Source organism: Pantoea sp. PA1, assembly GCF_056856975.1.
Window position 1 is genome coordinate 347,778 of record NZ_JBXGEE010000002.1, and the last position, 18,669, is coordinate 366,446.

An 18,669-nucleotide genomic window follows, 5' to 3' on the forward strand; every position below is an offset into this window, starting at 1 on the left:
AAAGCGGCCTGTTTTTTTAGGGAGGAAAGTGATGTGCCTAAGTCGTTAACGGGAAAAGTGACCCGCAGTGAAGTGGCGAAAGCGGCAGGCACCTCAGTGGCAGTTGTCAGTTATGTCATTAACAACGGGCCGCGTCCGGTCGCCGAGGCGACCCGGCAGCGGGTGCTGGAGGCGATTAAAGCGACCGGTTACCGGCCCAATGCGGCTGCACGGGCGCTGGCGTCCGGCAACACCAAAACCTTTGGTCTGGTCGTGCCGAACATCGGCAATCCGTTTGTCGCCTCCATGGCACACGTGCTGTTGCAGGAATCGATGAATCACGGTCATGTCATGCTGCTGGGCGATGCCGGTGACGATCGCCGGCGCGAACTGGAGCTTATTCAGGGGCTGCTCAACCGGCAGGTCGATGGCCTGTTTTATAACAGCGTCGATCGCCATCCATACATCGACCTGATTAAAGCGAGCGGCACGCCCCTGGTGATGCTGGAACGGGTAGAACCTCAGCCGGGCGTGAACATGCTGCGCGTCAATGAGCGCCAGGCGGCCTGGCAGGTCACGGCACATCTGCTGAGCCACGGCTATCAGCAGGTCGGCATCATCACCGGTCCGGTCGATATGCTTAATGCGCAGGATCGTATTCAGGGCTGGCGCGATGCCATGCAGGAGCGCGGCCTGCCGATTGATGAATCGCTGATGTTTCCCGCCAGCTACACCCCGCAGGGGGGATATGAAGCGGTGCAGACGATGATCGCCCGTGGCTGCGTGCCCCGCGCGCTGTTCACCAGCAACGAAGGTCAGGCGATTGGCGCAGTGCGGGCCTTTTCGGAGCATCAGATCCGGGTGCCACAGGATGTCGCGCTGGTCTGCTTCAACGGGACCAATCAGTCATCGTTTCATGTCCCGACATTAACGACCGTGCGTCAGCCACTGCGCGAGATGGCGCGTGCGGCGATCCACATGCTGAAAGAGGGGCAGAGCGAAGCCCAGTTAAAGGAATTTCCACACTATCTTGAAATCGGTGAATCCTGCGGCTGCACGCCGCAATCTCAGAGTTAACGAATAAGAAGATGAAAAGAATCATTATTGATTGCGACCCCGGTAATGGGATTGCAGGTGCCAACACCGATGATGGCCTGGCGATTGCGCTGGCCTTAGCCTCACCCGGCCTGTCGCTGGAATTAATCACCACCGTGGCGGGCAATACGCCGAGTGAGGTGGGCGCGCGCGTGGCGAAAGATCTGATTGCCCGGCTGGGACTCACTATCCCGGTGGTGCAGGGGGCGACACAGGCGCTGCAGGAAGATCCGGCGCCGTGGCGCGAGACGCTCGATAACCGGGTTAATCAGCTGGCGCTGGCCGATCTCTGGCAGGATGTCCGTCAGCCAGCCGATGTCACCGCGGACGGATTTGACGCGGCTGAGGCTATCGGCAGGCTGATTTGCGACAATCCGGGCGAGATTACGCTGGTGGCGATTGGCCCGCTGACGAACGTGGCGCTGGCGATGCAGCGCTATCCCGCGATGGCCGAATCGGTGGCGGAGATTGTGGTCATGGGAGGCGTCTTTGCGCTGGATGACTATATCAAAGACACCAACTTCGGCCTGGACCCGGAAGCGGCGCACCAGGTGCTGCACAGTGGTGCTGCGGTGACGCTGGTGCCGATGGATGTCACCACGCAGACGCTGCTGACCCAGCAGGATCTGACCCGGCTGACCGCCGTCGATCATCCGCTGGCCGACTTTGTGCGCGACACGCTGCGTCCGTGGATCGACTATTCGATGCAGACCCGTCAGCTGGCGGGATGCTGGATCCACGATGTGCTGGTGGTCGCCTGGCTGCTGAATCAGCGGGTCGCCTCAGGAATCGATTACCGGGTCGACATCGAGCTGCGTCCCGGTGCCACGCGCGGCAAGAGCTGGCGTTATCGGCAGCCGCTCCGGCTCTCTGTCGGTGTGCCCGAGCAGTGCGGCGCCTCGGTGCATGTCCTGCATCGCGTCGATAACACGCTGCTGTTATCGATCCTTGAGCAGGCTTTCAGACGCCTGATTAGCTGAGCAGAGGTAAAGGGTCAGATCGCTTCGCAGACATCAATCCAGCGGGCATTCGTCAGTTCAGCCATCTGCTGCGGCGAAATGCGGACGGCGCTATGGATAGCGCCAGCGGCAGGTAAGACTTCTTCAAAACTGCGCAGTGAAACATCACAGTAAACGGTCAGCGGATTTTCCAGACCGAAAGGACAGACGCCGCCTACCGGGTGGCCGGTCCAGTTAATCACCTCGTCAACGCTCAGCATGCGCGCTTTCGCGCCCAGCGCCGCTTTCAGCTTGCGATTGTCCAGCCGGGCATCGCCTCGCGTCACGATCAGCACCACCTCGTTTTTCACTTTCAGCGACAGGGTTTTTGCTATTTCGCCTGGCGTCACGCCGTGGGCGCGAGCGGCCATCCCGACCGTTGCGGTGCTCTCTGCCAGTTCAATAATTTCAATTTCAGGGGCGTGTTCGGCGAAGAACTGGCGCACAGACTCCAGACTCATCTTTCTCTCCAGACTGATCGAAGGCGTAAAAATTGCCACAAGCCTCTGTGCCTGTAAACGGGATAAACGGAGAATTCGCGGGAATCGGGTCTGTTTAGCTGCTGCTCAGGGTGCAGTTGCCGCATTGCTGAACATCGGGAATGCGATAGCGCTGGCAACAGCTGCGCCGCACCAGTTCACCGTCACGCGGGATCATGGTGCGATAGAGGGGATTGTCGCTGCCATCCAGCAGCCGCTGGTTAAAGAACAGCGCCTGTTCCAGCTGCAGGACCAGCGTCTCATCTATCTGGCTTTTCAGCTCACCCAGGAACCACTGGAAGGTGAACCCCATGTTGTTCCAGATCAGGCGGGCGTTGATGTCACCATGCTGCGTAATGCCATTTACGGCCGGGATGAGATGCTGCTGAATCAGGCGGTCGATGCGCTGCAGCGGGTTGAGATAACGCGCCTCCTCATCCTCCTGCACATCAATCCAGAAGGTGGCCGGATGACCATGCTCATGAAAACCGACCCGAATGTGTTCCGGCGAGCAGTCGAGCGCGCGGGACTCCTGCAGCAGGGCCATCAGCAGCGGCGGGATCAGCAGGCCGAAATACCACTGCGCCCAGAGTGAGAGCACGGGTTTCGCTTCACGCACCGCATCGGGATGATCGCGATAGAGATAGTCACTGTAGCGCCGGATAAGCGGGGCGAAGGCGTCAGCGTGTGACCAGACGGCAAGGGTCTGCGCATCACGCGGGGCTGACTGGCTGAGCCTGGTCGAATCCAGCAGATAGCTGCGCTGCTGTTGCAGCCGTTCATACAGACTTTCCGCCAGTGGACGGTCATTCTGCCGGAAGATCATCGACTGAGCGCTGAAACGCTGTTCCTGAGCTGAAGCGGTTGCCATGACGACTCGCGAAAAGTGTAGATAAGAAAGCAAATGATAATCGTTATTGATTAACTCTACAAGCGGCGTAAAAGCGTGCGGTTGCTGGCGGTAAAAACAGCAGGGGAGGAGAGGAGTAATCAGCCCGGCGATGACCGCGACAGATCGGTCAGATCAACAGGGGCGGATGCCGGTTATCAGCGTGTTATACGGGCTCTTCTGCGGTGTGAGGCGCCTCTCTGGGTAAATCTTCCCAGGCGAGAATGGTATTCCGGCCCTGGTTCTTCGCGACATAGAGGGCGCTGTCAGCATTGGCGACGGCCTGGTCGAACTCGTTGTCGTAAATCGGCGCAATCCCCGCGCTGATGGTGACGTGCGTTGACACGGTCTCATTGAACAGATGGGGGATCTCTAAATCCACCACATACTGACGGATGCGCTCTGCCAGCTTCATCGCAATGGAGCTGTTCACGTTGGTCATCAGCACGAGGAACTCTTCACCGCCATAGCGGGTAACGACATCGCGCGAACGCACCGCATCACGGATCGCCACAGAGACCCGCGCCAGCGCCTGATCGCCCATCGCATGGCCATAATTGTCGTTGTAGGCCTTGAAGTGATCGATATCCAGCAACAGCACAAAGTGGCTGCCGGCGTGGTTTTCCAGGATATTGTCGAGCCGGTTCTTCAGGCCACGGCGGTTATACAGCCCGGTCAGCGGATCGAGCATGCTGAGGTCGCTGAAGGTCTCTTTCTCTTCGTAAAGCTGATGCATCAGACGCAGGGTAAAGTTGTCGGCCCGGCGGCGCATCAGGTGCTGCAATGAAAAACCGATCAGCGGCAGGGAGATGGTCAGCAGAATAAGCGGCAGATGCTGACCATTGTCGAGCAGCAATACGGTCAGAACGGGCGGGGCGACGTGCAGACAAAAAGCCACCAGATAATCGCTCAGGGCGATGGCGCTGATAAATAACACGCTGATCAGGCTGATAATCAGAAAGCCACCATCAAAATAGAACACCAGATGGAAACGATAATTAATATGCCAGGCCCAGAAGATCCCTAATAGCAGCGCAACAGGATTTAACAGGGGGAGTTTAACTTTGGGCCAGATTAAATGGGCAATTAACGTGAGGGAGCTGAAGGCGGCGACACACATAACCGGCAGCGTCGTCTCACTTTTTTCCGTGCTCATTATTGGCAGCAGGTAAAAGAGGGAAACGGCGATATTTAAAAACAGGAAAAGCATCACTGAAAGCCGGTATTTACTCTGCTTCAGTTCTTCATATGATTGTAATTTCATTATAAATACTCGTGACGACCCTGAAATACCAAAGCGCAAGCCAGCAGAAAGGAGGGGTCTGCAGGACAATGAGCAAATATTGCTAGTGCTGTTATTAAAGGTGTTATCGGCCGCAATCTAGCATTTTCCAGATGATCTGTCATCTTCAGCGCCGGGCCAGCCAAAAACAGGCTGCAGAACGGGAAAAACTGTCATATGATAATGGGAATGCTTATCATTTGAGGTTGGCGTCATGGGGATAGCGATTGTAGCGGCCTGCGGCCTGTGGGGAATCAGCTGGGCACTGGGTAAAAAACTGGATAGTGCGTGGGGGGTTCTGCTGCCGTGCATAGCGCTGCCGCTGTTTGCCCTGTGGGAGCCGGGATTCAGTCAGTGGCGAATGGTGATGATCGTTGCGCTGTTGCTGACGGTGGTGATGCTCTTTCATCAGCGCCTGCGTCACTATCTGCTGCTGCCATCCTGCCTGGCATTAGCGACCGGACTGGCGGCGGTTTCCGTGAATTTTCATCTGAATTAGCAACAGCGCAGAGGCGTCATGCTGGCGTAACAGAGAAGGTGTAAAAATCAGAAGGCGAGCCTGAAACGGCAAAGAAACGGTCAGAACAGGAAGAAAGCATGAATAAAGCCGGAGGATGACAACATTGGTGCGAAGAGAGGGACTTGAACCCTCACGTCCGTTAAGACACTAACACCTGAAGCTAGCGCGTCTACCAATTCCGCCACCTTCGCATCTTGTTGTCTTTTCATATCACCGCAATGGTGCGAAGAGAGGGACTTGAACCCTCACGTCCGTTAAGACACTAACACCTGAAGCTAGCGCGTCTACCAATTCCGCCACCTTCGCGCAGTGCTCGCGATATGAAACATGTGATTTTGGTGCGAAGAGAGGGACTTGAACCCTCACGTCCGTTAAGACACTAACACCTGAAGCTAGCGCGTCTACCAATTCCGCCACCTTCGCATACCCGTAACACCCTGAGAATGTTACAACCACGGAGGCGCATTCTAGAGATTTTACTCTTTGCGTCAACAACTATTTCGTCGGGCTGAAACGATCGCTCTAAAAAGCAACATTTTCAGCCCGGCAACGCGGTCAGCAGCGGAAAAAAGGATTAACGGGTTTTCGCACCGCGACCATAGACGGCACGGTAAACCTTAAAGCGGCCAGTCTGTGCGATCACTTCATGGCTGCCGAACGCCTCATCCAGCGCCTGTGGATAGGGCAGGAAGGCATTGGCAACGATACGCAGTTCACCGCCGGTGTTCAGATGCTTCACCGCGCCACGGATTAATGCCTGTGCCGCATCGAGGCTGGTCTGCGTGCCTTCATGGAACGGCGGGTTAGAGATAATCATGTCGAAACGTCCGGTGACGTCAGAGAAGACGTTGCTGGGGAAGACCTCGCCCTCAATGCCGTTGGCGGCCAGCGTCGCCTTACTCGCTTCAATCGCCGCCGCGTGAACGTCACACAGCCACAGGCGTACTTTAGGCGAACGGGCATGCAGTGAGGCGGCAATGACGCCTGCGCCACAACCCATATCCAGCACTTTTCCTTTAGTGTGTGGTGTAAAGGTGGAGAGCAGCAGGGCACTGCCGCTGTCCAGACCATCGCGGCTGAAGACGCCTGGCAGGGTGTGAATCGTCAGGTCATCCATCTGATACTGATGACCAAAGGCGCCGGCATCAAAGTCAGGCTGTGCGTCGAGGCGACCGTGATAGAGACCACAGCGGCGCGCGCTGTCGATCTTCTCCAGCGTTACCCAGGACTCCAGCATGCCTTCTGCACTGCGCACGCCGCTGCGGTTTTCACCGACCACGAACACGTCGCAGCCCACCGGCAGCAGCGACAGCAGATTCTGCAGCTGGAACTGCACTTCCGGCTTGTTTTTGGTCCAGAAGTAGACCAGCGTATCGCAGCCCTGCACATCTTCCGCCTGCGCAACCAGTCCATAACGCGCCTGTTCGCCCATACGGCGGCTCAGGTTTTGCCAGTGATGATATTGCTGGGTGTGCACGCGCGACGAGGCGGTTTCCAGCTGAGCGGGCAGGTCATCCTGCAAATCGCCAGCAAATAAAACGTGGCGGGCGGTAAATTCATCACTGTGGCGCAGAATGACTTCGCTGGCCGGGGTAAAAGCAGACATGTAGAGCTCCTGTAAGATCTGAGCGGGGATTATAGTGGTTTGTTGGCGCATGTTCGATGGGTTTGCTAGCATAGCGTCGCATTCAGGCAGCCAACAGGTAACACCATGACGTCCAGGCGCGACTGGCTTTTACAGCAAATGGGAATTACGCAGTATCAACTGCGCCGCCCGCGCGTGCTTCAGGGCGAAATTGCCGTCACGCTGGCGCCAGACACGCAGTTAATCATTGTCGCTGACGTACCCCCCGGGCTGGATGAACCGCTGATGCGCGACGTGCTGCAGACGCTCAATCTTCAACCCGCCCAGGTGATGACCGTGACGCCGGATCAACTCCAGATGCTGCCGGAAACGCTGAACTGCGCCGGCTGGCTGCTTGGGGTTGAGAGTGCACAGACTTTTAATGGCGTGGCACTGACCAGCGCCGCTTTCAATGAACTGATCAGCAGCGGCGTCGCCAGACGCGCGCTCTGGCAACAGATGTGTAACCATGACAGCCATCTCTTTACTCACCCCTGACGATCGGGCCGAGGCCTTTGCCATCGAGCGTCGCAGTCACGCGTTTCCCTGGAGTGAACAGACGTTTGCCAGCAATCAGGGTGAGCGCTTCCTCAATTTACGGCTGGATGCCGAAGGAAAAATGGCCGCCTTTGCCATTACCCAGGTGGTGCTGGATGAAGCGTCGCTGTTTAACATCGCGGTCGATCCCGCCTGGCAGCGCCGGGGATTTGGCCGTCAGCTGTTGCAGCATCTGATCGACGAGTTAATAAAACGCGATGTGCTGACGCTGTGGCTCGAAGTCCGGGCATCTAATCTGCCCGCCATTGCGCTTTATGAGCAGATGGGATTCAACCAGGTGAGCCGTCGTTCCAACTACTATCCCACCGCCAGCGGGCGTGAAGATGCCCTGATGATGGCGCTGACGCTGTAGCGGTGCTAAGGAGCTTTAATGTCAGAACAGTGGGATTGCATCCTGTTTGATGCGGACGATACCCTTTTTCATTTCGATGCTTATGCCGGTTTGCAGCGGCTGTTCGCCGGTTATGACGTGCAGTTCTCCGACCAGGATTACAGCGACTATCAGGCGGTTAACAAACCGCTCTGGGTCGATTACCAGAACGGCACGATTACCGCGTTGCAGTTACAGACCCAGCGTTTCAATCACTGGAGCGAAAAGCTCAGCGTCGCCCCGGAGATCCTCAACAGCGGCTTCCTGACCGCAATGGGCGAGATCTGCACGCCGCTGCCAGGCGCGGTAAGCCTGATGAAGCAGCTGCACGGTCGGGTAAAGATGGGCATCATCACCAACGGCTTTACCGCGCTGCAGCAGACGCGGCTGGAGCGCACCGGTTTCCGCGACTACTTTTCGGCGCTGGTGATCTCTGAGCAGGTCGGCGTGCCAAAACCGGCGGTGGAGATTTTTGATTATGCGCTGAACCTGATGGGCAATCCGGATCGTCAGCGGGTGCTGATGGTCGGGGATACGCCGGAATCCGATATTCTCGGCGGCATGAATGCCGGGGTGAAAACCTGCTGGCTCGATCATGGCACCCGGCCGCTGCCGGAACATATCAAACCGACCTGGCAGGTCAAATCGCTGGCTGAGCTGGAAGCGTTGTTGATCGGCTAAGGGAAGCTATCTCGCAAATCCGCAACATTCCCATAAAAAAGGCCCGCACAGCGGGCCTTTCTCGTTTTATCCTCTTAGCAGAGCCGGACATTACTCTTTCTTCGGGTCATCTTCATCCCTATCCTCCTGCACCGGCGTGCTGGCGGTGAGCAGGAACGGTGACTGCTGCCAGCGGGTACGGCGGTGGCGCAGCAGGGTACGGGAGAGGATAATGCCGATGGCCAGCGCCAGCAGCATCATCAGGCGCAGAATATTGGTGGTGTTGTCGACCTGATGTGAGTCGGTGACCAGCACATGGGTGTCCAGCGTCACGCGCAGAAAGCCCAGCGGGCCATCGTTTCCGGCCAGGGGCTGCACAATCTGATGATTGAAATAGCTGCCCGCACGCTGCCCGTCGAGAGCGAGCCTGTCGCGCACGTTGATGTTTTCTCCGCTGTGCGCCACCAGGCTGCCGTCGCCGTCATACACCGACGCATCCAGAATGCGGCTGTTCGCCGTCATCTGATTCAGAATCGCTTCTATCTGATTACGGTTGTTTTCACTGTTGTCCATCAACGGCTTAAGGCTGAACGCCACCTGACTGGTCAGCGTATGAGCCAGCTCTTCGACCTGTTCAGAACGCGCCATCTGATGACCGGTACTGAACCAGGAGACGCCCTGCATCAGGGCGACCAGCAGCGTCATCGAGATGAGAACGATCACGGTACGATGTAAGCGAAATTTCAGCGCGGTTTTAGCCATTACTCATCCGGGTCATGTCACAACAGAAAGCCTGGAGATTATGTTGCCAGAAGCGACGCAGACAGGGTAGCCTCTTGCGTGGTTTTGTTGTCCCTACAGGAGCTCTGATGCCAAATCGTTTAACCTGGTGCGATCTTCCCGCCGATGTCTCTCTCTGGCCGGGTTTGCCCCTTTCTCTTAGCGGTGATGAAGTGATGCCGCTGGATTATCGCGCTGGCCGCACCGGCTGGCTGCTGTATGGCCGCGGGCTGGATAAGCAACGGCTGACCGATTATCAGCATCAGCTGGGTGCAGCGATGGTGATTGTCAGCGCCTGGAACGTCGATGAGTATCAGGTGATCCGCCTGGCGGGCTCGCTGACGCCGTTTGCGACTAAACTGGCGCACGATGCCGGGCTGGACGTGGCGCCGCTGGGTAAAATCCCTTACCTCAAGACCCCCGGTCTGCTGGTGATGGATATGGACTCCACCGCGATTCAGATCGAATGTATCGACGAGATCGCTAAACTGGCAGGCAGCGGTGAGCAGGTAGCAGAAGTAACAGAGCGCGCGATGCGCGGTGAACTCGACTTCAGCGCCAGCCTGCGTCAGCGCGTCGCCACCCTGCAGGGCGCAGACGCCAATATTCTGAAACAGGTGCGTGATGAGCTGCCTTTAATGCCGGGCTTAACCACCCTGACGCAGAAGCTGCAGGCGCTGGGCTGGCAGGTGGCTATCGCCTCCGGCGGCTTCACCTACTACGCCGAATACCTGCGCGATAAGCTGCATCTGTCGGCCGTAGTCGCCAACGAACTGGAAATCCGCGACGGCAAACTGACCGGCAACGTGCTGGGTCCGATTGTCGACGCACAATATAAAGCCGATACGCTGAAGAAGCTGGCGCAGCGTTTTGATATCGCGCCGGAACAGACGGTCGCGATTGGCGACGGGGCCAATGACCTGCTGATGATCAAAGCCTCCGCGCTGGGCATTGCGTTCCATGCTAAACCTAAGGTGAATGAGCAGACTGCGGTCACCATTCGCCATGCCGATCTCATGGGGGTGTTCTGCATCCTGACCGGCAGCCTGATCCACGAAGAGCGTTAACTGAGGAATTGATTTGGCCAAAGCGGCAAAACGCGCATTTGTCTGTAACGAATGCGGCGCAGATTACCCACGCTGGCAGGGGCAGTGCAGCGCCTGTCACGCCTGGAACACCATCACCGAGGTGCGCATTGCCGCCTCACCCGCGGCTGCGCGCAACGAGCGCCTGAGCGGCTATGCTGGCAGCGCCGGCACCAGCCGGGTGCAGAAACTGTCAGAAATCAGCCTGGAGGCACTCCCGCGCTTCTCCACCACCTTTAAAGAGTTTGATCGGGTGCTGGGCGGCGGCGTGGTGCCGGGCAGTGCGATTCTGATTGGCGGCAGCCCCGGCGCAGGTAAATCCACGCTGCTGTTGCAGGTGATGTGCCGGTTGTCGGAAGGAATGAAAACCCTGTACGTCACCGGTGAAGAGTCCCTGCAACAGGTGGCGATGCGCGCCCATCGTCTGGGATTGCCCACCGAAAATGTGAACATGCTGTCGGAAACCAGCATTGAGCAGATCTGCCTGATCGCCGAGCAGGAGCAGCCGCAGCTGATGGTGATCGACTCGATCCAGGTGATGCACATGGCGGAGATCCAGTCCTCGCCGGGCAGCGTCGCCCAGGTGCGGGAAACCGCCGCCTACCTGACACGCTTCGCCAAAACGCGTGGCGTGGCGATCATCATGGTGGGACACGTCACGAAAGATGGCTCGCTGGCCGGTCCGAAAGTGCTGGAGCACTGCATCGACTGTTCGGTGCTGCTGGATGGCGATGCCGACTCCCGCTTCCGCACCCTGCGCAGTCATAAAAACCGCTTCGGTGCGGTCAATGAGCTGGGGGTGTTTGCCATGACCGAACAGGGCATGCGCGAAGTCAGCAACCCGTCAGCGATCTTCCTGTCGCGCGGTGAAGAGATAACCTCAGGCAGCTCGGTTATGGTGCTCTGGGAGGGAACGCGACCGCTGTTGGTGGAGATTCAGGCGCTGGTCGATCACTCAATGATGGGCAACCCGCGTCGCGTCGCGGTCGGGCTGGAGCAGAACCGCCTGGCCATACTGCTGGCGGTGCTGCACCGTCACGGCGGATTGCAGATGGCGGATCAGGATGTGTTCGTTAACGTCGTGGGCGGCGTCAAAGTCACCGAAACCAGCGCCGATCTGGCGCTGATGCTGTCGATGGTGTCGAGCCTGCGCGATCGTCCGCTGCCGCAGGATCTGGTGATCTTCGGCGAAGTGGGGCTGGCCGGTGAGATCCGTCCGGTGCCCAGCGGTCAGGAACGCATCTCGGAAGCGGCGAAGCACGGCTTCAAACGTGCCATCGTTCCGGCAGGAAATGCGCCGAAAAAACCGATTGCCGGGATGCAGGTTTTCAGCGCGAAAAAGCTGGCCGATGCGCTGGCGATTCTGGACGATCTGTAACGCGCCTGACGCCTGCCCGAAAAACCACGGGCAGGCGGCACCCACCTTAACCGCATTGATGCAGGAGGCACGACATGTCGTCGTTTGAGTATCTGAAAACGGCCATTCGCCAGCAGGGGCACACGCTGCAACAGGTCGCTGACGCCAGCGGCATGACCAAAGGCTATCTGAGCCAGTTGCTCAATGCCAAAATCAAAAGTCCCAGCGCGCAGAAGCTGGAAGCGCTGCACCGCTTTCTGGGGCTGGAATTTCCGCGCCGTGATAAAAGGGTGGGCGTGGTATTCGGTAAGTTCTATCCGCTGCATACCGGCCATATCTATCTGATCCAGCGCGCCTGCAGTCAGGTGGATGAGCTGCACATCATCATGGGCTACGATGAGCCGCGTGACCGCGAGCTGTTTGAGAACAGCGCCATGTCCCAGCAGCCGACGGTCAGCGATCGCCTGCGCTGGCTGCTGCAGACCTTTAAGTACCAGAAAAACATCCGCATTCACGCCTTCAACGAGGAGGGGATTGAACCCTATCCGCACGGCTGGGATGTCTGGAGTGAGGGCGTCAGCGCTTTCCTCAGCGAGCACGGCATTGCTGCGGACTGCATCTACACCAGCGAAGCGCCGGATGCGGAGATGTATCAGCAGCACCTGGGCATTCAGACCGTGCTGGTCGATCCCAACCGATCCTTTATGAGCATCAGCGGCGGCCAGATCCGTCAGGATCCGTTCCGCTTCTGGGAGTACATCCCGACAGAAGTTAAACCCTTCTTTGTGCGCACCGTGGCGATCCTCGGCGGCGAGTCGAGCGGTAAATCGACGCTGGTGAACAAACTCGCCAACATCTTCAACACCACCAGTGCCTGGGAATATGGCCGCGACTATGTCTTTTCCCATCTGGGCGGTGACGAAATGGCGCTGCAATATTCTGATTACGACAAGATCGCGCTGGGACAGGCGCAGTACATCGATTTCGCGGTGAAATATGCCAATAAAGTGGCGTTTATCGACACTGACTTCGTGACGACTCAGGCGTTCTGTCTGAAGTATGAAGGGCGTGAGCATCCGTTTGTGCAGGCGCTGATCGATGAGTATCGCTTTGACCTGGTGATTCTGCTGGAGAACAACGTGCCCTGGGTGGCGGATGGCTTACGCAGCCTGGGCAGCTCGGTGGATCGGCGGGAGTTTCAGTCCATGCTGGTCACGATGCTGCGGGAAAACAACATCGACTTCGTCCATGTCCAGGAAGATGACTACGACACCCGTTTCCTGCGCTGTATTGAACTGGTCAAAGGAGTGCTGGGCGAGAAGAACGTTCAGCCGTAAGGTCTGTCATAGCCCGGTCTGCACCGGGCTACGTCATGCATACCTCCTCAGCACGACGGCTGTCGCTTTTCACCGCCGCCGCAGAACAGCCGGATTAATAGACCATAACCACTTTGCCGCGCATGTGACCTTCCAGCACACGCTGATGGGCAGCGGTTAAGGTTTCAACGCTTAAGCCGTGCAGCGTCTCGCTCAGTGTGGTCTGCAGTTTACCTTCATCCAGCAGTGCCGAAACGGCATCCAGAATCTCGCCCTGGCGCGCCATATCGGGCGTTTTAAACATGCTGCGGGTGTACATCAGCTCGAAGTGCAGAGCGGCACTCTTCAGCTTCAGCTGATCCATCGACAGCGGATGCTCATTTTCCACGATGGTGCAGATATGGCCCTGCGGGGCGATCAGTTTTGCCATCGTCTCCCAGTGACCGTCGGTATCATTCAGGCAGAAGATGTAGTCCACCTGTTTAATGCCTTCTTTCTCCAGCTCACCGATCATATCTTTGTAGTTGATCACCTTGTCAGCGCCCCGATCGCGGCACCACTGCGCGGAGTCCTCGCGGGAGGCGGTGGCGATGATCTGAACCTTGCTGCGCAGCTTCGCCAGCGGGATCGCCAGCGATCCGACACCGCCAGCGCCGCCGACGATCAGCAGCGTCTGATCTGCGGTTGCCGTCTCCAGGTTCAGCCGCTCAAACAGGCCTTCCCAGGCGGTCAGCGCCGTCAGGGGAATGGCCGCCGACTGCGCCCAGTCCAGGCTTTCGGGCTTGTGGCCGGTAATGCGCGCATCCACCAGCTGCTCGGTGCTGTTACTGCCAGGACGGGTCAGGTCGCCAGCGTAAAAGACCTCATCGCCGGGTTTAAAGTTGCTGACTTTGCTGCCGACTTCCAGCACGACGCCGCTGGCATCCCAGCCGAGAACACGCGGCACCTGTAAGCCATTTTTGATCGCCCCTTTGTGGACTTTGATGTCGACCGGGTTGACCGAGGCGGCCTTGACGCTGACCCGCAGGTCATACTCACCGGGCGTCGGGGTTTCAGGGAAGATTTCTGTGAAGTTTTCAGGACTTTCCGGATTAATAGCGATAGCGCGAATAGACATAGCATTTTCCTGTTAAGTCAGGCTCAAAGCCTGGAGAGTGTCAGTTGCCATTCTGGCCCTGGGCAGTGCACGCCAGCCGGTGAAGAGGCCGCCCGGCGGGTGATGCGCTGTCCGTGGCAGACTGGCGTCACGATCTGGAACAGGTTTAAGTGTAGAACCTGGTTTTAGCGGTGATAAGATGGACAATCTTTCATAGAGTGTTCGTCTGAGGTGAACAATGGCCTTCCGGCAGTGGCAGGATATGGCGCTCTTTGCGCTGGTGGCGGAGTGCGGCAGCTTTACCGGCGCGGCAGAGCGGGCGGGACTGCCGAAATCGAGCGTCAGTCAGCGCATCAGCCAGCTGGAGCAGCGGTTAGGGATTCGGTTGCTGAACCGCACAACCCGCCAGCTCAATCTGACCTTTGCCGGTGAGCGCTATCTGCTGCATTGTCAGGAGATGATGCAGGCGAGTGAACGCGCGGATCAGGCGATCGCCAGCCTGCGTGAAAATCCCAGCGGTCGTCTGCGCATCACCAGCCCGGCGGGGATCGGCGCGACGCTGCTGGCCCGCTGTAACGCGGCATTTTTACGCCTCTACCCCGATGTGACGCTGGATGTGTCGATCTCCGATGAGATGCGCGATCTGGTGCAGGAGGGCTTCGATGTGGCGCTGCGCACCGGTCAGCCGCACGAGTCGTCGCTGATTGGCCGCCGGATCGGTAACTGCCCGCGACTGCTGGTCGCCTCGCAGGGCTATCTCGATCAGCATCCGCCGCTGGTTCATCCGCAGCAACTCTCTGCGCACCGCTGTATTGCCCATCGCGCCTGGAATGAGTGGGTATTACAGCGCGATGATGAATTCTACCGCTGGCTGCTGCCGCCAGGCCACCTCACCGATAATCTGCTCTACGCCCGTGAATGCGCGCTGGGTGATGCCGGTATCACGCTGCTGCCGCACTTTCTGACCGATGGCGCGATGGCGGACCCGCGTCTGGTGCCCGTCCTGCCGGAATGGGAGATTGAAGGGAATGAACTCTGGCTGGTCTATCCGGGGCGCAAACTGCACTCTCCGGCGCTGGCTCGCTTTATCGAGTTCGCGCTGCAATCTCCGGTGTTCAGGGATTTTTATCGCTGATCGGGATAATGTGGTGCAGAAAAAGTGCCGCCATTTTTTCCGGGCCGGACTGATTACCTGCGATATTGGCTGCTAACCAGTCGCTGGCCTTCAGACCTCGCCAGCTGACCTGATAACCCGCATGAAGAAGAATATGTTCAAACAGGATACGGAGTGCGCGGCCATTTCCTTCACGAAAGGGGTGCAGGACATTGAACTCGCAATAATACCAGGCAACCTGATGACACAGAGCATTATGGTCAGGCTGTTCGTTCCATCTCTCCCCGGCCAGCTTTGCAAATAATCTGTTCGCCTCACTGATGATAAACGCAGGCTGGCAAAACCGGGTCTGTCCCTTGCTGATAGAAATATCGCGTACCTGTCCTGCCCAGCTGTACAACTCGCTGAACAGACAATAGTGAATGTGGCAAAGAGTATTTAATGTGAAGGGAGGGTGGGAGAGCCGGATGGTGTGAATGGTTAGCGCTGTCACATCACGCTCGGCCTGATCGAGCAGGGTCTGATCCCGGATGTCGTAGCGATTAATCAGCACATCTGAATCGGGATAACAGTAGTGATCCCGCCAGACACGATAGCGATTCACCGTCGTCTCCTGCTACTGCTTGTAGCGGCGTCGGACCTGTTCAAGGGTTTGTAACTCAGGGACAGATAAAATACGGATGCCTTCAAGCAGCGAACTTGCGGCGAAATTAGCGACTTTGGTCGCTTCATAAATGACTTCCGCTTTTTTTGCGACTGAACGATCACCGGCTTTTTTCATCGGGCTGAGACCTTTACAGTTAAAAATGGGGGGAAGCTGGGCTTGCCCCCCGGTTTACCTTTACTTCGTCATACGCTTGTACTTGATGCGCTTCGGCTCCAGCGCATCTGCGCCGAGGGTACGCTTCTTGTACTCTTCGTATTCGGTAAAGTTACCTTCGAAGAATTCAATTTTGCCCTCATCCTGATAATCCAGAATATGGGTGGCGATACGGTCCAGGAACCAGCGGTCATGCGAGATCACCATGGCACAGCCCGGGAACTCCAGCAGGGCGTTTTCCAGTGCGCGCAGGGTTTCGATATCCAGGTCGTTCGTCGGTTCATCGAGCAGCAGCATGTTGCCGCCAACCTGCAACAGCTTCGCAAGGTGCAGACGACCACGCTCACCGCCTGAGAGTTCGCCCACGCGTTTGCCCTGATCGACGCCTTTAAAGTTAAAGCGTCCGACATAGGCGCGGCTTGGCATCTCGGTGTTACCGATGCGCATAATATCCTGACCGCCGGAAACTTCTTCCCACACGGTTTTCGAGTTGTCCATGCTGTCGCGGAACTGATCCACGGCGGCCAGCTTGACGGTGTCGCCCAGCACGATGCTGCCGGAATCAGGCTGTTCCTGACCGGACATCATGCGGAACAGCGTCGATTTACCCGCGCCGTTCGGACCGATAATCCCGACAATCGCGCCTTTCGGCACGGAGAAGGAGAGATCGTCAATCAGCACACGGTCGCCATAGGACTTACGCAGGTTGCTGACTTCCAGCACTTTGTCACCCAGACGGGCACCTGGTGGAATGAACAGTTCGTTGGTTTCGTTACGCTTCTGGTAGTCGGTATTGTTCAGCTCTTCAAAGCGTGCCAGACGGGCTTTGCCCTTAGACTGCTGGCCTTTTGGTCCTTTGCGAACCCACTCCAGCTCTTTCTCAATCGACTTGCGACGGGCAGCTTCAGAAGAGGCTTCCTGCGCCAGACGCGCATCTTTCTGCTCCAGCCAGGAGGAGTAGTTGCCTTCCCATGGAATGCCTTCGCCACGGTCCAGCTCCAGGATCCAGCCTGCCACGTTATCCAGGAAGTAACGGTCATGCGTAATGGCGACGACTGTGCCTTCGAAGTCGTGCAGGAAGCGTTCCAGCCAGGCGACAGATTCCGCATCCAGGTGGTTAGTCGGTTCGTCCAGCAGCAGCATGTCTGGTTTTTCCAGCAGCAGGCGGCAGAGGGCAACACGGCGACGTTCACCACCGGAAAGGGTCGCGACTTTCGCATCCCAGTCTGGCAGACGCAGCGCATCGGCTGCACGTTCCAGCTGGGTATTCAGGTTGTGGCCGTCGTGCGCCTGGATAATCTCTTCCAGACGACCCTGTTCAGCGGCCAGCTTGTCGAAATCAGCATCCTCTTCAGCATAGAGCGCGTAAACTTCATCAAGGCGTTTCAGTGCGCCTACCACTTCCGACAGCGCTTCTTCAATCGACTCACGCACGGTGTGTTCAGGGTTGAGCTGCGGTTCCTGCGGCAGGTAGCCAATCTTGATGCCTGGCTGCGGACGCGCTTCCCCTTCGATATCTTTATCGATGCCGGCCATGATGCGCAGCAGGGTCGATTTACCCGCGCCATTCAGGCCGAGTACGCCGATTTTGGCGCCAGGGAAGAAGCTGAGCGAGATGTTCTTCAGGATATGTCGCTTCGGCGGAACCACTTTGCCGACGCGATGCATGCTATAGACGAATTGAGCCACGTTGGTTTGAGCCTCTGGGTCTGTTGGTCGTTGGAATGATGTCGAAGTTTAGCCTTTTTCACCCCTTAATCCCAGCCGGGGGGCGGCGAATATTCGCGGGCCGGGGGCGGTCAGGCATAAGACGCTGATTTGTCCGGCTCACCGGAGAGCCATATGAAAAGGCGGGCAGAGACCGGCTGGCCTCTGGCCTCAGGGCAGACGCAGGGGAATAGCCTGCTGCGTCAGCCAGGTCTGCAGGACCTGGTCGGGGGCACTGTCGCTGACCAGCAGATCGAAGCGCTGCAGGTCGCCGATGCGGGCGGGCAGCACTTTGCCATATTTGCTGCTGTCCGCCACCAGCACCGACTGCCGGGCGCGCAGCATGGCGTGATGTTTCATCGTCAGCTCGTTAGTGTTGTAGCAGGTTGCGCCCTGATCTTTGTCGATCCCGGCCGCAGAGATAAAGGCAAGCGTCGGGCAGAGATCGTCGAGAAGAGTGTGCACACCCACGGGCGTGAAGAGCGCATTGTCGGCATGAAACTCCCCGCCGCTCAGGATCACGTGACAGGCCGGTTTCTCTTTCAGAGCCAGAAACGTGTTCATGGCGCAGCAGATGGCGGTAAAAGAGAGCGTGTCGGGGAGGGCATCAATGATATAGGGCAGGGTGGTGCCACAGTCAAAAAAGACCGTGTCGTTCTCGCTGACCAGGCTGGCGGCCACCTGAGCCAGCCGCTGCTTTCTGGCGGCGTTCTGCCCGTGCTGGTCGCTGACAAAATAGTGACCGGCATGACTTTTGGGATCGCTGACGATATAGCCGCCCAGCAGCACTACGCTGGAGCCCGGCTCGGTCAGATCGCGGCGAACCGTCATCTCAGAGACGCCCAGCAGCCGGGCCGCATCTTTCAGATGGAGTTTGTCGGTGCGTTTGAGCGCCTGCGTCAGTTTCTGGATGCGTTCATCGCGCCGGGTTTCCATGGTC

General features: G+C 57.8%; 20 protein-coding genes and 3 tRNA genes. 10 read left to right on the plus strand and 13 right to left on the minus strand.

All coding sequences use genetic code 11. From position 1 onward, the window contains the following. The first annotated feature begins 33 nt into the window (after positions 1 to 33). Entirely contained in the window at positions 34 to 1,056 is a 1,023-nt protein-coding gene (locus AC1V0D_RS12400; RefSeq protein ID WP_009092276.1) for a LacI family DNA-binding transcriptional regulator, read from the plus strand. Positions 1,057 to 1,067: 11 nt separating this feature from the next. Next, complete coding sequence (locus AC1V0D_RS12405) at positions 1,068 to 2,054, plus strand: nucleoside hydrolase (protein WP_482907508.1); 987 nt, start codon at positions 1,068 to 1,070, stop codon at positions 2,052 to 2,054. A gap of 14 nt (positions 2,055 to 2,068) precedes the next feature. Here the strand turns inward: AC1V0D_RS12405 and AC1V0D_RS12410 are convergent, their stop codons facing one another. The 3 genes from AC1V0D_RS12410 to AC1V0D_RS12420 all read right to left on the minus strand — a co-directional run bounded on the left by AC1V0D_RS12410 (position 2,069) and on the right by AC1V0D_RS12420 (position 4,704). Beyond that, positions 2,069 to 2,533 (minus strand): YbaK/EbsC family protein, encoded by a 465-nt coding sequence (locus AC1V0D_RS12410; protein WP_046101165.1) that lies wholly within the window; start codon positions 2,531 to 2,533, stop codon positions 2,069 to 2,071. A gap of 94 nt (positions 2,534 to 2,627) precedes the next feature. Then, positions 2,628 to 3,422, minus strand: a complete 795-nt coding sequence (fhuF, locus tag AC1V0D_RS12415; protein ID WP_033736411.1) for a siderophore-iron reductase FhuF — start codon at positions 3,420 to 3,422, stop codon at positions 2,628 to 2,630. 184 nt (positions 3,423 to 3,606) lie between these two features. Further along, complete coding sequence (locus AC1V0D_RS12420; protein WP_046101167.1) at positions 3,607 to 4,704, minus strand: GGDEF domain-containing protein; 1,098 nt, start codon at positions 4,702 to 4,704, stop codon at positions 3,607 to 3,609. 232 nt (positions 4,705 to 4,936) lie between these two features. On the opposite strand from AC1V0D_RS12420, the gene AC1V0D_RS12425 reads away from it, so the two are divergent. Continuing rightward, positions 4,937 to 5,221: a DUF1435 domain-containing protein gene (locus AC1V0D_RS12425; protein WP_111207685.1), complete on the plus strand. Its 285-nt coding sequence runs from the start codon at positions 4,937 to 4,939 to the stop codon at positions 5,219 to 5,221. Between the two features lie 125 nt (positions 5,222 to 5,346). Here the strand turns inward: AC1V0D_RS12425 and AC1V0D_RS12430 are convergent. The 4 genes from AC1V0D_RS12430 to rsmC all read right to left on the minus strand — a co-directional run bounded on the left by AC1V0D_RS12430 (position 5,347) and on the right by rsmC (position 6,848). After that, a tRNA-Leu gene (locus AC1V0D_RS12430) sits at positions 5,347 to 5,433 on the minus strand. Between the two features lie 28 nt (positions 5,434 to 5,461). Continuing rightward, positions 5,462 to 5,548 (minus strand) — tRNA-Leu (locus AC1V0D_RS12435). A 30-nt stretch (positions 5,549 to 5,578) separates the two neighbouring features. Beyond that, a tRNA-Leu gene (locus tag AC1V0D_RS12440) sits at positions 5,579 to 5,665 on the minus strand. A gap of 151 nt (positions 5,666 to 5,816) precedes the next feature. Then, positions 5,817 to 6,848 (minus strand): 16S rRNA (guanine(1207)-N(2))-methyltransferase RsmC, encoded by a 1,032-nt coding sequence (rsmC, locus tag AC1V0D_RS12445; RefSeq protein WP_058957763.1) that lies wholly within the window; start codon positions 6,846 to 6,848, stop codon positions 5,817 to 5,819. Between the two features lie 105 nt (positions 6,849 to 6,953). On the opposite strand from rsmC, the gene AC1V0D_RS12450 reads away from it, so the two are divergent. From AC1V0D_RS12450 to yjjG, 3 genes are read left to right on the plus strand one after another with little or no spacing between them, the layout of a single operon-like run. After that, the gene (locus tag AC1V0D_RS12450) at positions 6,954 to 7,364 is read left to right on the plus strand and encodes a DNA polymerase III subunit psi (RefSeq protein WP_033736409.1); all 411 of its coding nucleotides are present in this window, start codon (positions 6,954 to 6,956) and stop codon (positions 7,362 to 7,364) included. Beyond that, a complete protein-coding gene (gene rimI, locus AC1V0D_RS12455) occupies positions 7,336 to 7,776 on the plus strand; it encodes a ribosomal protein S18-alanine N-acetyltransferase (RefSeq protein ID WP_009092266.1) in 441 nt (146 codons plus the stop codon). Before AC1V0D_RS12450 ends, rimI begins: the two co-directional genes overlap by 29 nt. Positions 7,777 to 7,794: 18 nt before the next feature. After that, positions 7,795 to 8,475 carry a pyrimidine 5'-nucleotidase gene (gene yjjG, locus AC1V0D_RS12460; protein ID WP_009092264.1) on the plus strand — a complete coding sequence of 227 codons (681 nt, stop codon included), beginning with the start codon at positions 7,795 to 7,797 and terminating at the stop codon, positions 8,473 to 8,475. 90 nt (positions 8,476 to 8,565) lie between these two features. Here the strand turns inward: yjjG and AC1V0D_RS12465 are convergent, their stop codons facing one another. Further along, a complete protein-coding gene (locus AC1V0D_RS12465; protein WP_009092263.1) occupies positions 8,566 to 9,216 on the minus strand; it encodes a YtjB family periplasmic protein in 651 nt (216 codons plus the stop codon). Between the two features lie 107 nt (positions 9,217 to 9,323). Between AC1V0D_RS12465 and serB the strand changes: the two genes are divergently transcribed. From serB to nadR, 3 genes are all read left to right on the plus strand, one after another. Beyond that, a complete protein-coding gene (gene serB, locus AC1V0D_RS12470; protein WP_046101170.1) occupies positions 9,324 to 10,301 on the plus strand; it encodes a phosphoserine phosphatase in 978 nt (325 codons plus the stop codon). A gap of 13 nt (positions 10,302 to 10,314) precedes the next feature. Continuing rightward, the gene (gene radA / locus AC1V0D_RS12475) at positions 10,315 to 11,697 is read left to right on the plus strand and encodes a DNA repair protein RadA (protein WP_009092261.1); all 1,383 of its coding nucleotides are present in this window, start codon (positions 10,315 to 10,317) and stop codon (positions 11,695 to 11,697) included. 74 nt (positions 11,698 to 11,771) lie between these two features. Then, on the plus strand, positions 11,772 to 13,013 hold the full coding sequence (nadR, locus tag AC1V0D_RS12480) for a multifunctional transcriptional regulator/nicotinamide-nucleotide adenylyltransferase/ribosylnicotinamide kinase NadR (protein WP_009092260.1): 1,242 nt from the start codon (positions 11,772 to 11,774) through the stop codon (positions 13,011 to 13,013). A gap of 94 nt (positions 13,014 to 13,107) precedes the next feature. On the opposite strand, the gene AC1V0D_RS12485 is transcribed toward nadR, so the two are convergent. Beyond that, complete coding sequence (locus AC1V0D_RS12485; RefSeq protein ID WP_482907509.1) at positions 13,108 to 14,109, minus strand: zinc-binding alcohol dehydrogenase family protein; 1,002 nt, start codon at positions 14,107 to 14,109, stop codon at positions 13,108 to 13,110. 217 nt (positions 14,110 to 14,326) lie between these two features. Here AC1V0D_RS12485 and AC1V0D_RS12490 point away from each other — a divergent pair, with 217 nt between their 5' ends. Further along, entirely contained in the window at positions 14,327 to 15,223 is an 897-nt protein-coding gene (locus AC1V0D_RS12490; protein WP_482907510.1) for a LysR family transcriptional regulator, read from the plus strand. Here AC1V0D_RS12490 and AC1V0D_RS12495 read toward each other — a convergent pair. The 4 genes from AC1V0D_RS12495 to deoR all read right to left on the minus strand — a co-directional run bounded on the left by AC1V0D_RS12495 (position 15,204) and on the right by deoR (position 18,665). Next, a complete protein-coding gene (locus tag AC1V0D_RS12495) occupies positions 15,204 to 15,806 on the minus strand; it encodes a Fic/DOC family protein (protein WP_482907511.1) in 603 nt (200 codons plus the stop codon). The two genes, AC1V0D_RS12490 and AC1V0D_RS12495, sit on opposite strands and share 20 nt — an antisense overlap. 12 nt (positions 15,807 to 15,818) lie before the next feature. Beyond that, the gene (locus AC1V0D_RS12500; protein WP_140028835.1) at positions 15,819 to 15,983 is read right to left on the minus strand and encodes a YhfG family protein; all 165 of its coding nucleotides are present in this window, start codon (positions 15,981 to 15,983) and stop codon (positions 15,819 to 15,821) included. 60 nt (positions 15,984 to 16,043) lie between these two features. Then, positions 16,044 to 17,711, minus strand: coding sequence for an energy-dependent translational throttle protein EttA (ettA, locus tag AC1V0D_RS12505; protein ID WP_072215507.1), 1,668 nt, complete (start codon positions 17,709 to 17,711; stop codon positions 16,044 to 16,046). 189 nt (positions 17,712 to 17,900) lie between these two features. Continuing rightward, positions 17,901 to 18,665: a DNA-binding transcriptional repressor DeoR gene (deoR, locus tag AC1V0D_RS12510; RefSeq protein WP_482907563.1), complete on the minus strand. Its 765-nt coding sequence runs from the start codon at positions 18,663 to 18,665 to the stop codon at positions 17,901 to 17,903. Between the last annotated feature and the right edge of the window lie 4 nt (positions 18,666 to 18,669).

Excerpts from the sequence above, each read along its gene's own strand:
- AC1V0D_RS12420 (WP_046101167.1), bottom strand. The coding sequence starts at position 4,704 with ATGAAATTACAATCATATGAAGAACTGAAGCAGAGTAAATACCGGCTT.
- AC1V0D_RS12425 (WP_111207685.1), top strand. The coding sequence starts at position 4,937 with ATGGGGATAGCGATTGTAGCGGCCTGCGGCCTGTGGGGAATCAGCTGG.
- AC1V0D_RS12410 (WP_046101165.1), bottom strand. The coding sequence starts at position 2,533 with ATGAGTCTGGAGTCTGTGCGCCAGTTCTTCGCCGAACACGCCCCTGAA.
- AC1V0D_RS12485 (WP_482907509.1), bottom strand. The coding sequence starts at position 14,109 with ATGTCTATTCGCGCTATCGCTATTAATCCGGAAAGTCCTGAAAACTTC.
- deoR (WP_482907563.1), bottom strand. The coding sequence starts at position 18,665 with ATGGAAACCCGGCGCGATGAACGCATCCAGAAACTGACGCAGGCGCTC.
- AC1V0D_RS12465 (WP_009092263.1), bottom strand. The coding sequence starts at position 9,216 with ATGGCTAAAACCGCGCTGAAATTTCGCTTACATCGTACCGTGATCGTT.
- AC1V0D_RS12450 (WP_033736409.1), top strand. The coding sequence starts at position 6,954 with ATGACGTCCAGGCGCGACTGGCTTTTACAGCAAATGGGAATTACGCAG.
- yjjG (WP_009092264.1), top strand. The coding sequence starts at position 7,795 with ATGTCAGAACAGTGGGATTGCATCCTGTTTGATGCGGACGATACCCTT.
- AC1V0D_RS12490 (WP_482907510.1), top strand. The coding sequence starts at position 14,327 with ATGGCCTTCCGGCAGTGGCAGGATATGGCGCTCTTTGCGCTGGTGGCG.
- rimI (WP_009092266.1), top strand. The coding sequence starts at position 7,336 with ATGACAGCCATCTCTTTACTCACCCCTGACGATCGGGCCGAGGCCTTT.
- fhuF (WP_033736411.1), bottom strand. The coding sequence starts at position 3,422 with ATGGCAACCGCTTCAGCTCAGGAACAGCGTTTCAGCGCTCAGTCGATG.
- nadR (WP_009092260.1), top strand. The coding sequence starts at position 11,772 with ATGTCGTCGTTTGAGTATCTGAAAACGGCCATTCGCCAGCAGGGGCAC.
- rsmC (WP_058957763.1), bottom strand. The coding sequence starts at position 6,848 with ATGTCTGCTTTTACCCCGGCCAGCGAAGTCATTCTGCGCCACAGTGAT.
- serB (WP_046101170.1), top strand. The coding sequence starts at position 9,324 with ATGCCAAATCGTTTAACCTGGTGCGATCTTCCCGCCGATGTCTCTCTC.
- AC1V0D_RS12405 (WP_482907508.1), top strand. The coding sequence starts at position 1,068 with ATGAAAAGAATCATTATTGATTGCGACCCCGGTAATGGGATTGCAGGT.
- AC1V0D_RS12500 (WP_140028835.1), bottom strand. The coding sequence starts at position 15,983 with ATGAAAAAAGCCGGTGATCGTTCAGTCGCAAAAAAAGCGGAAGTCATT.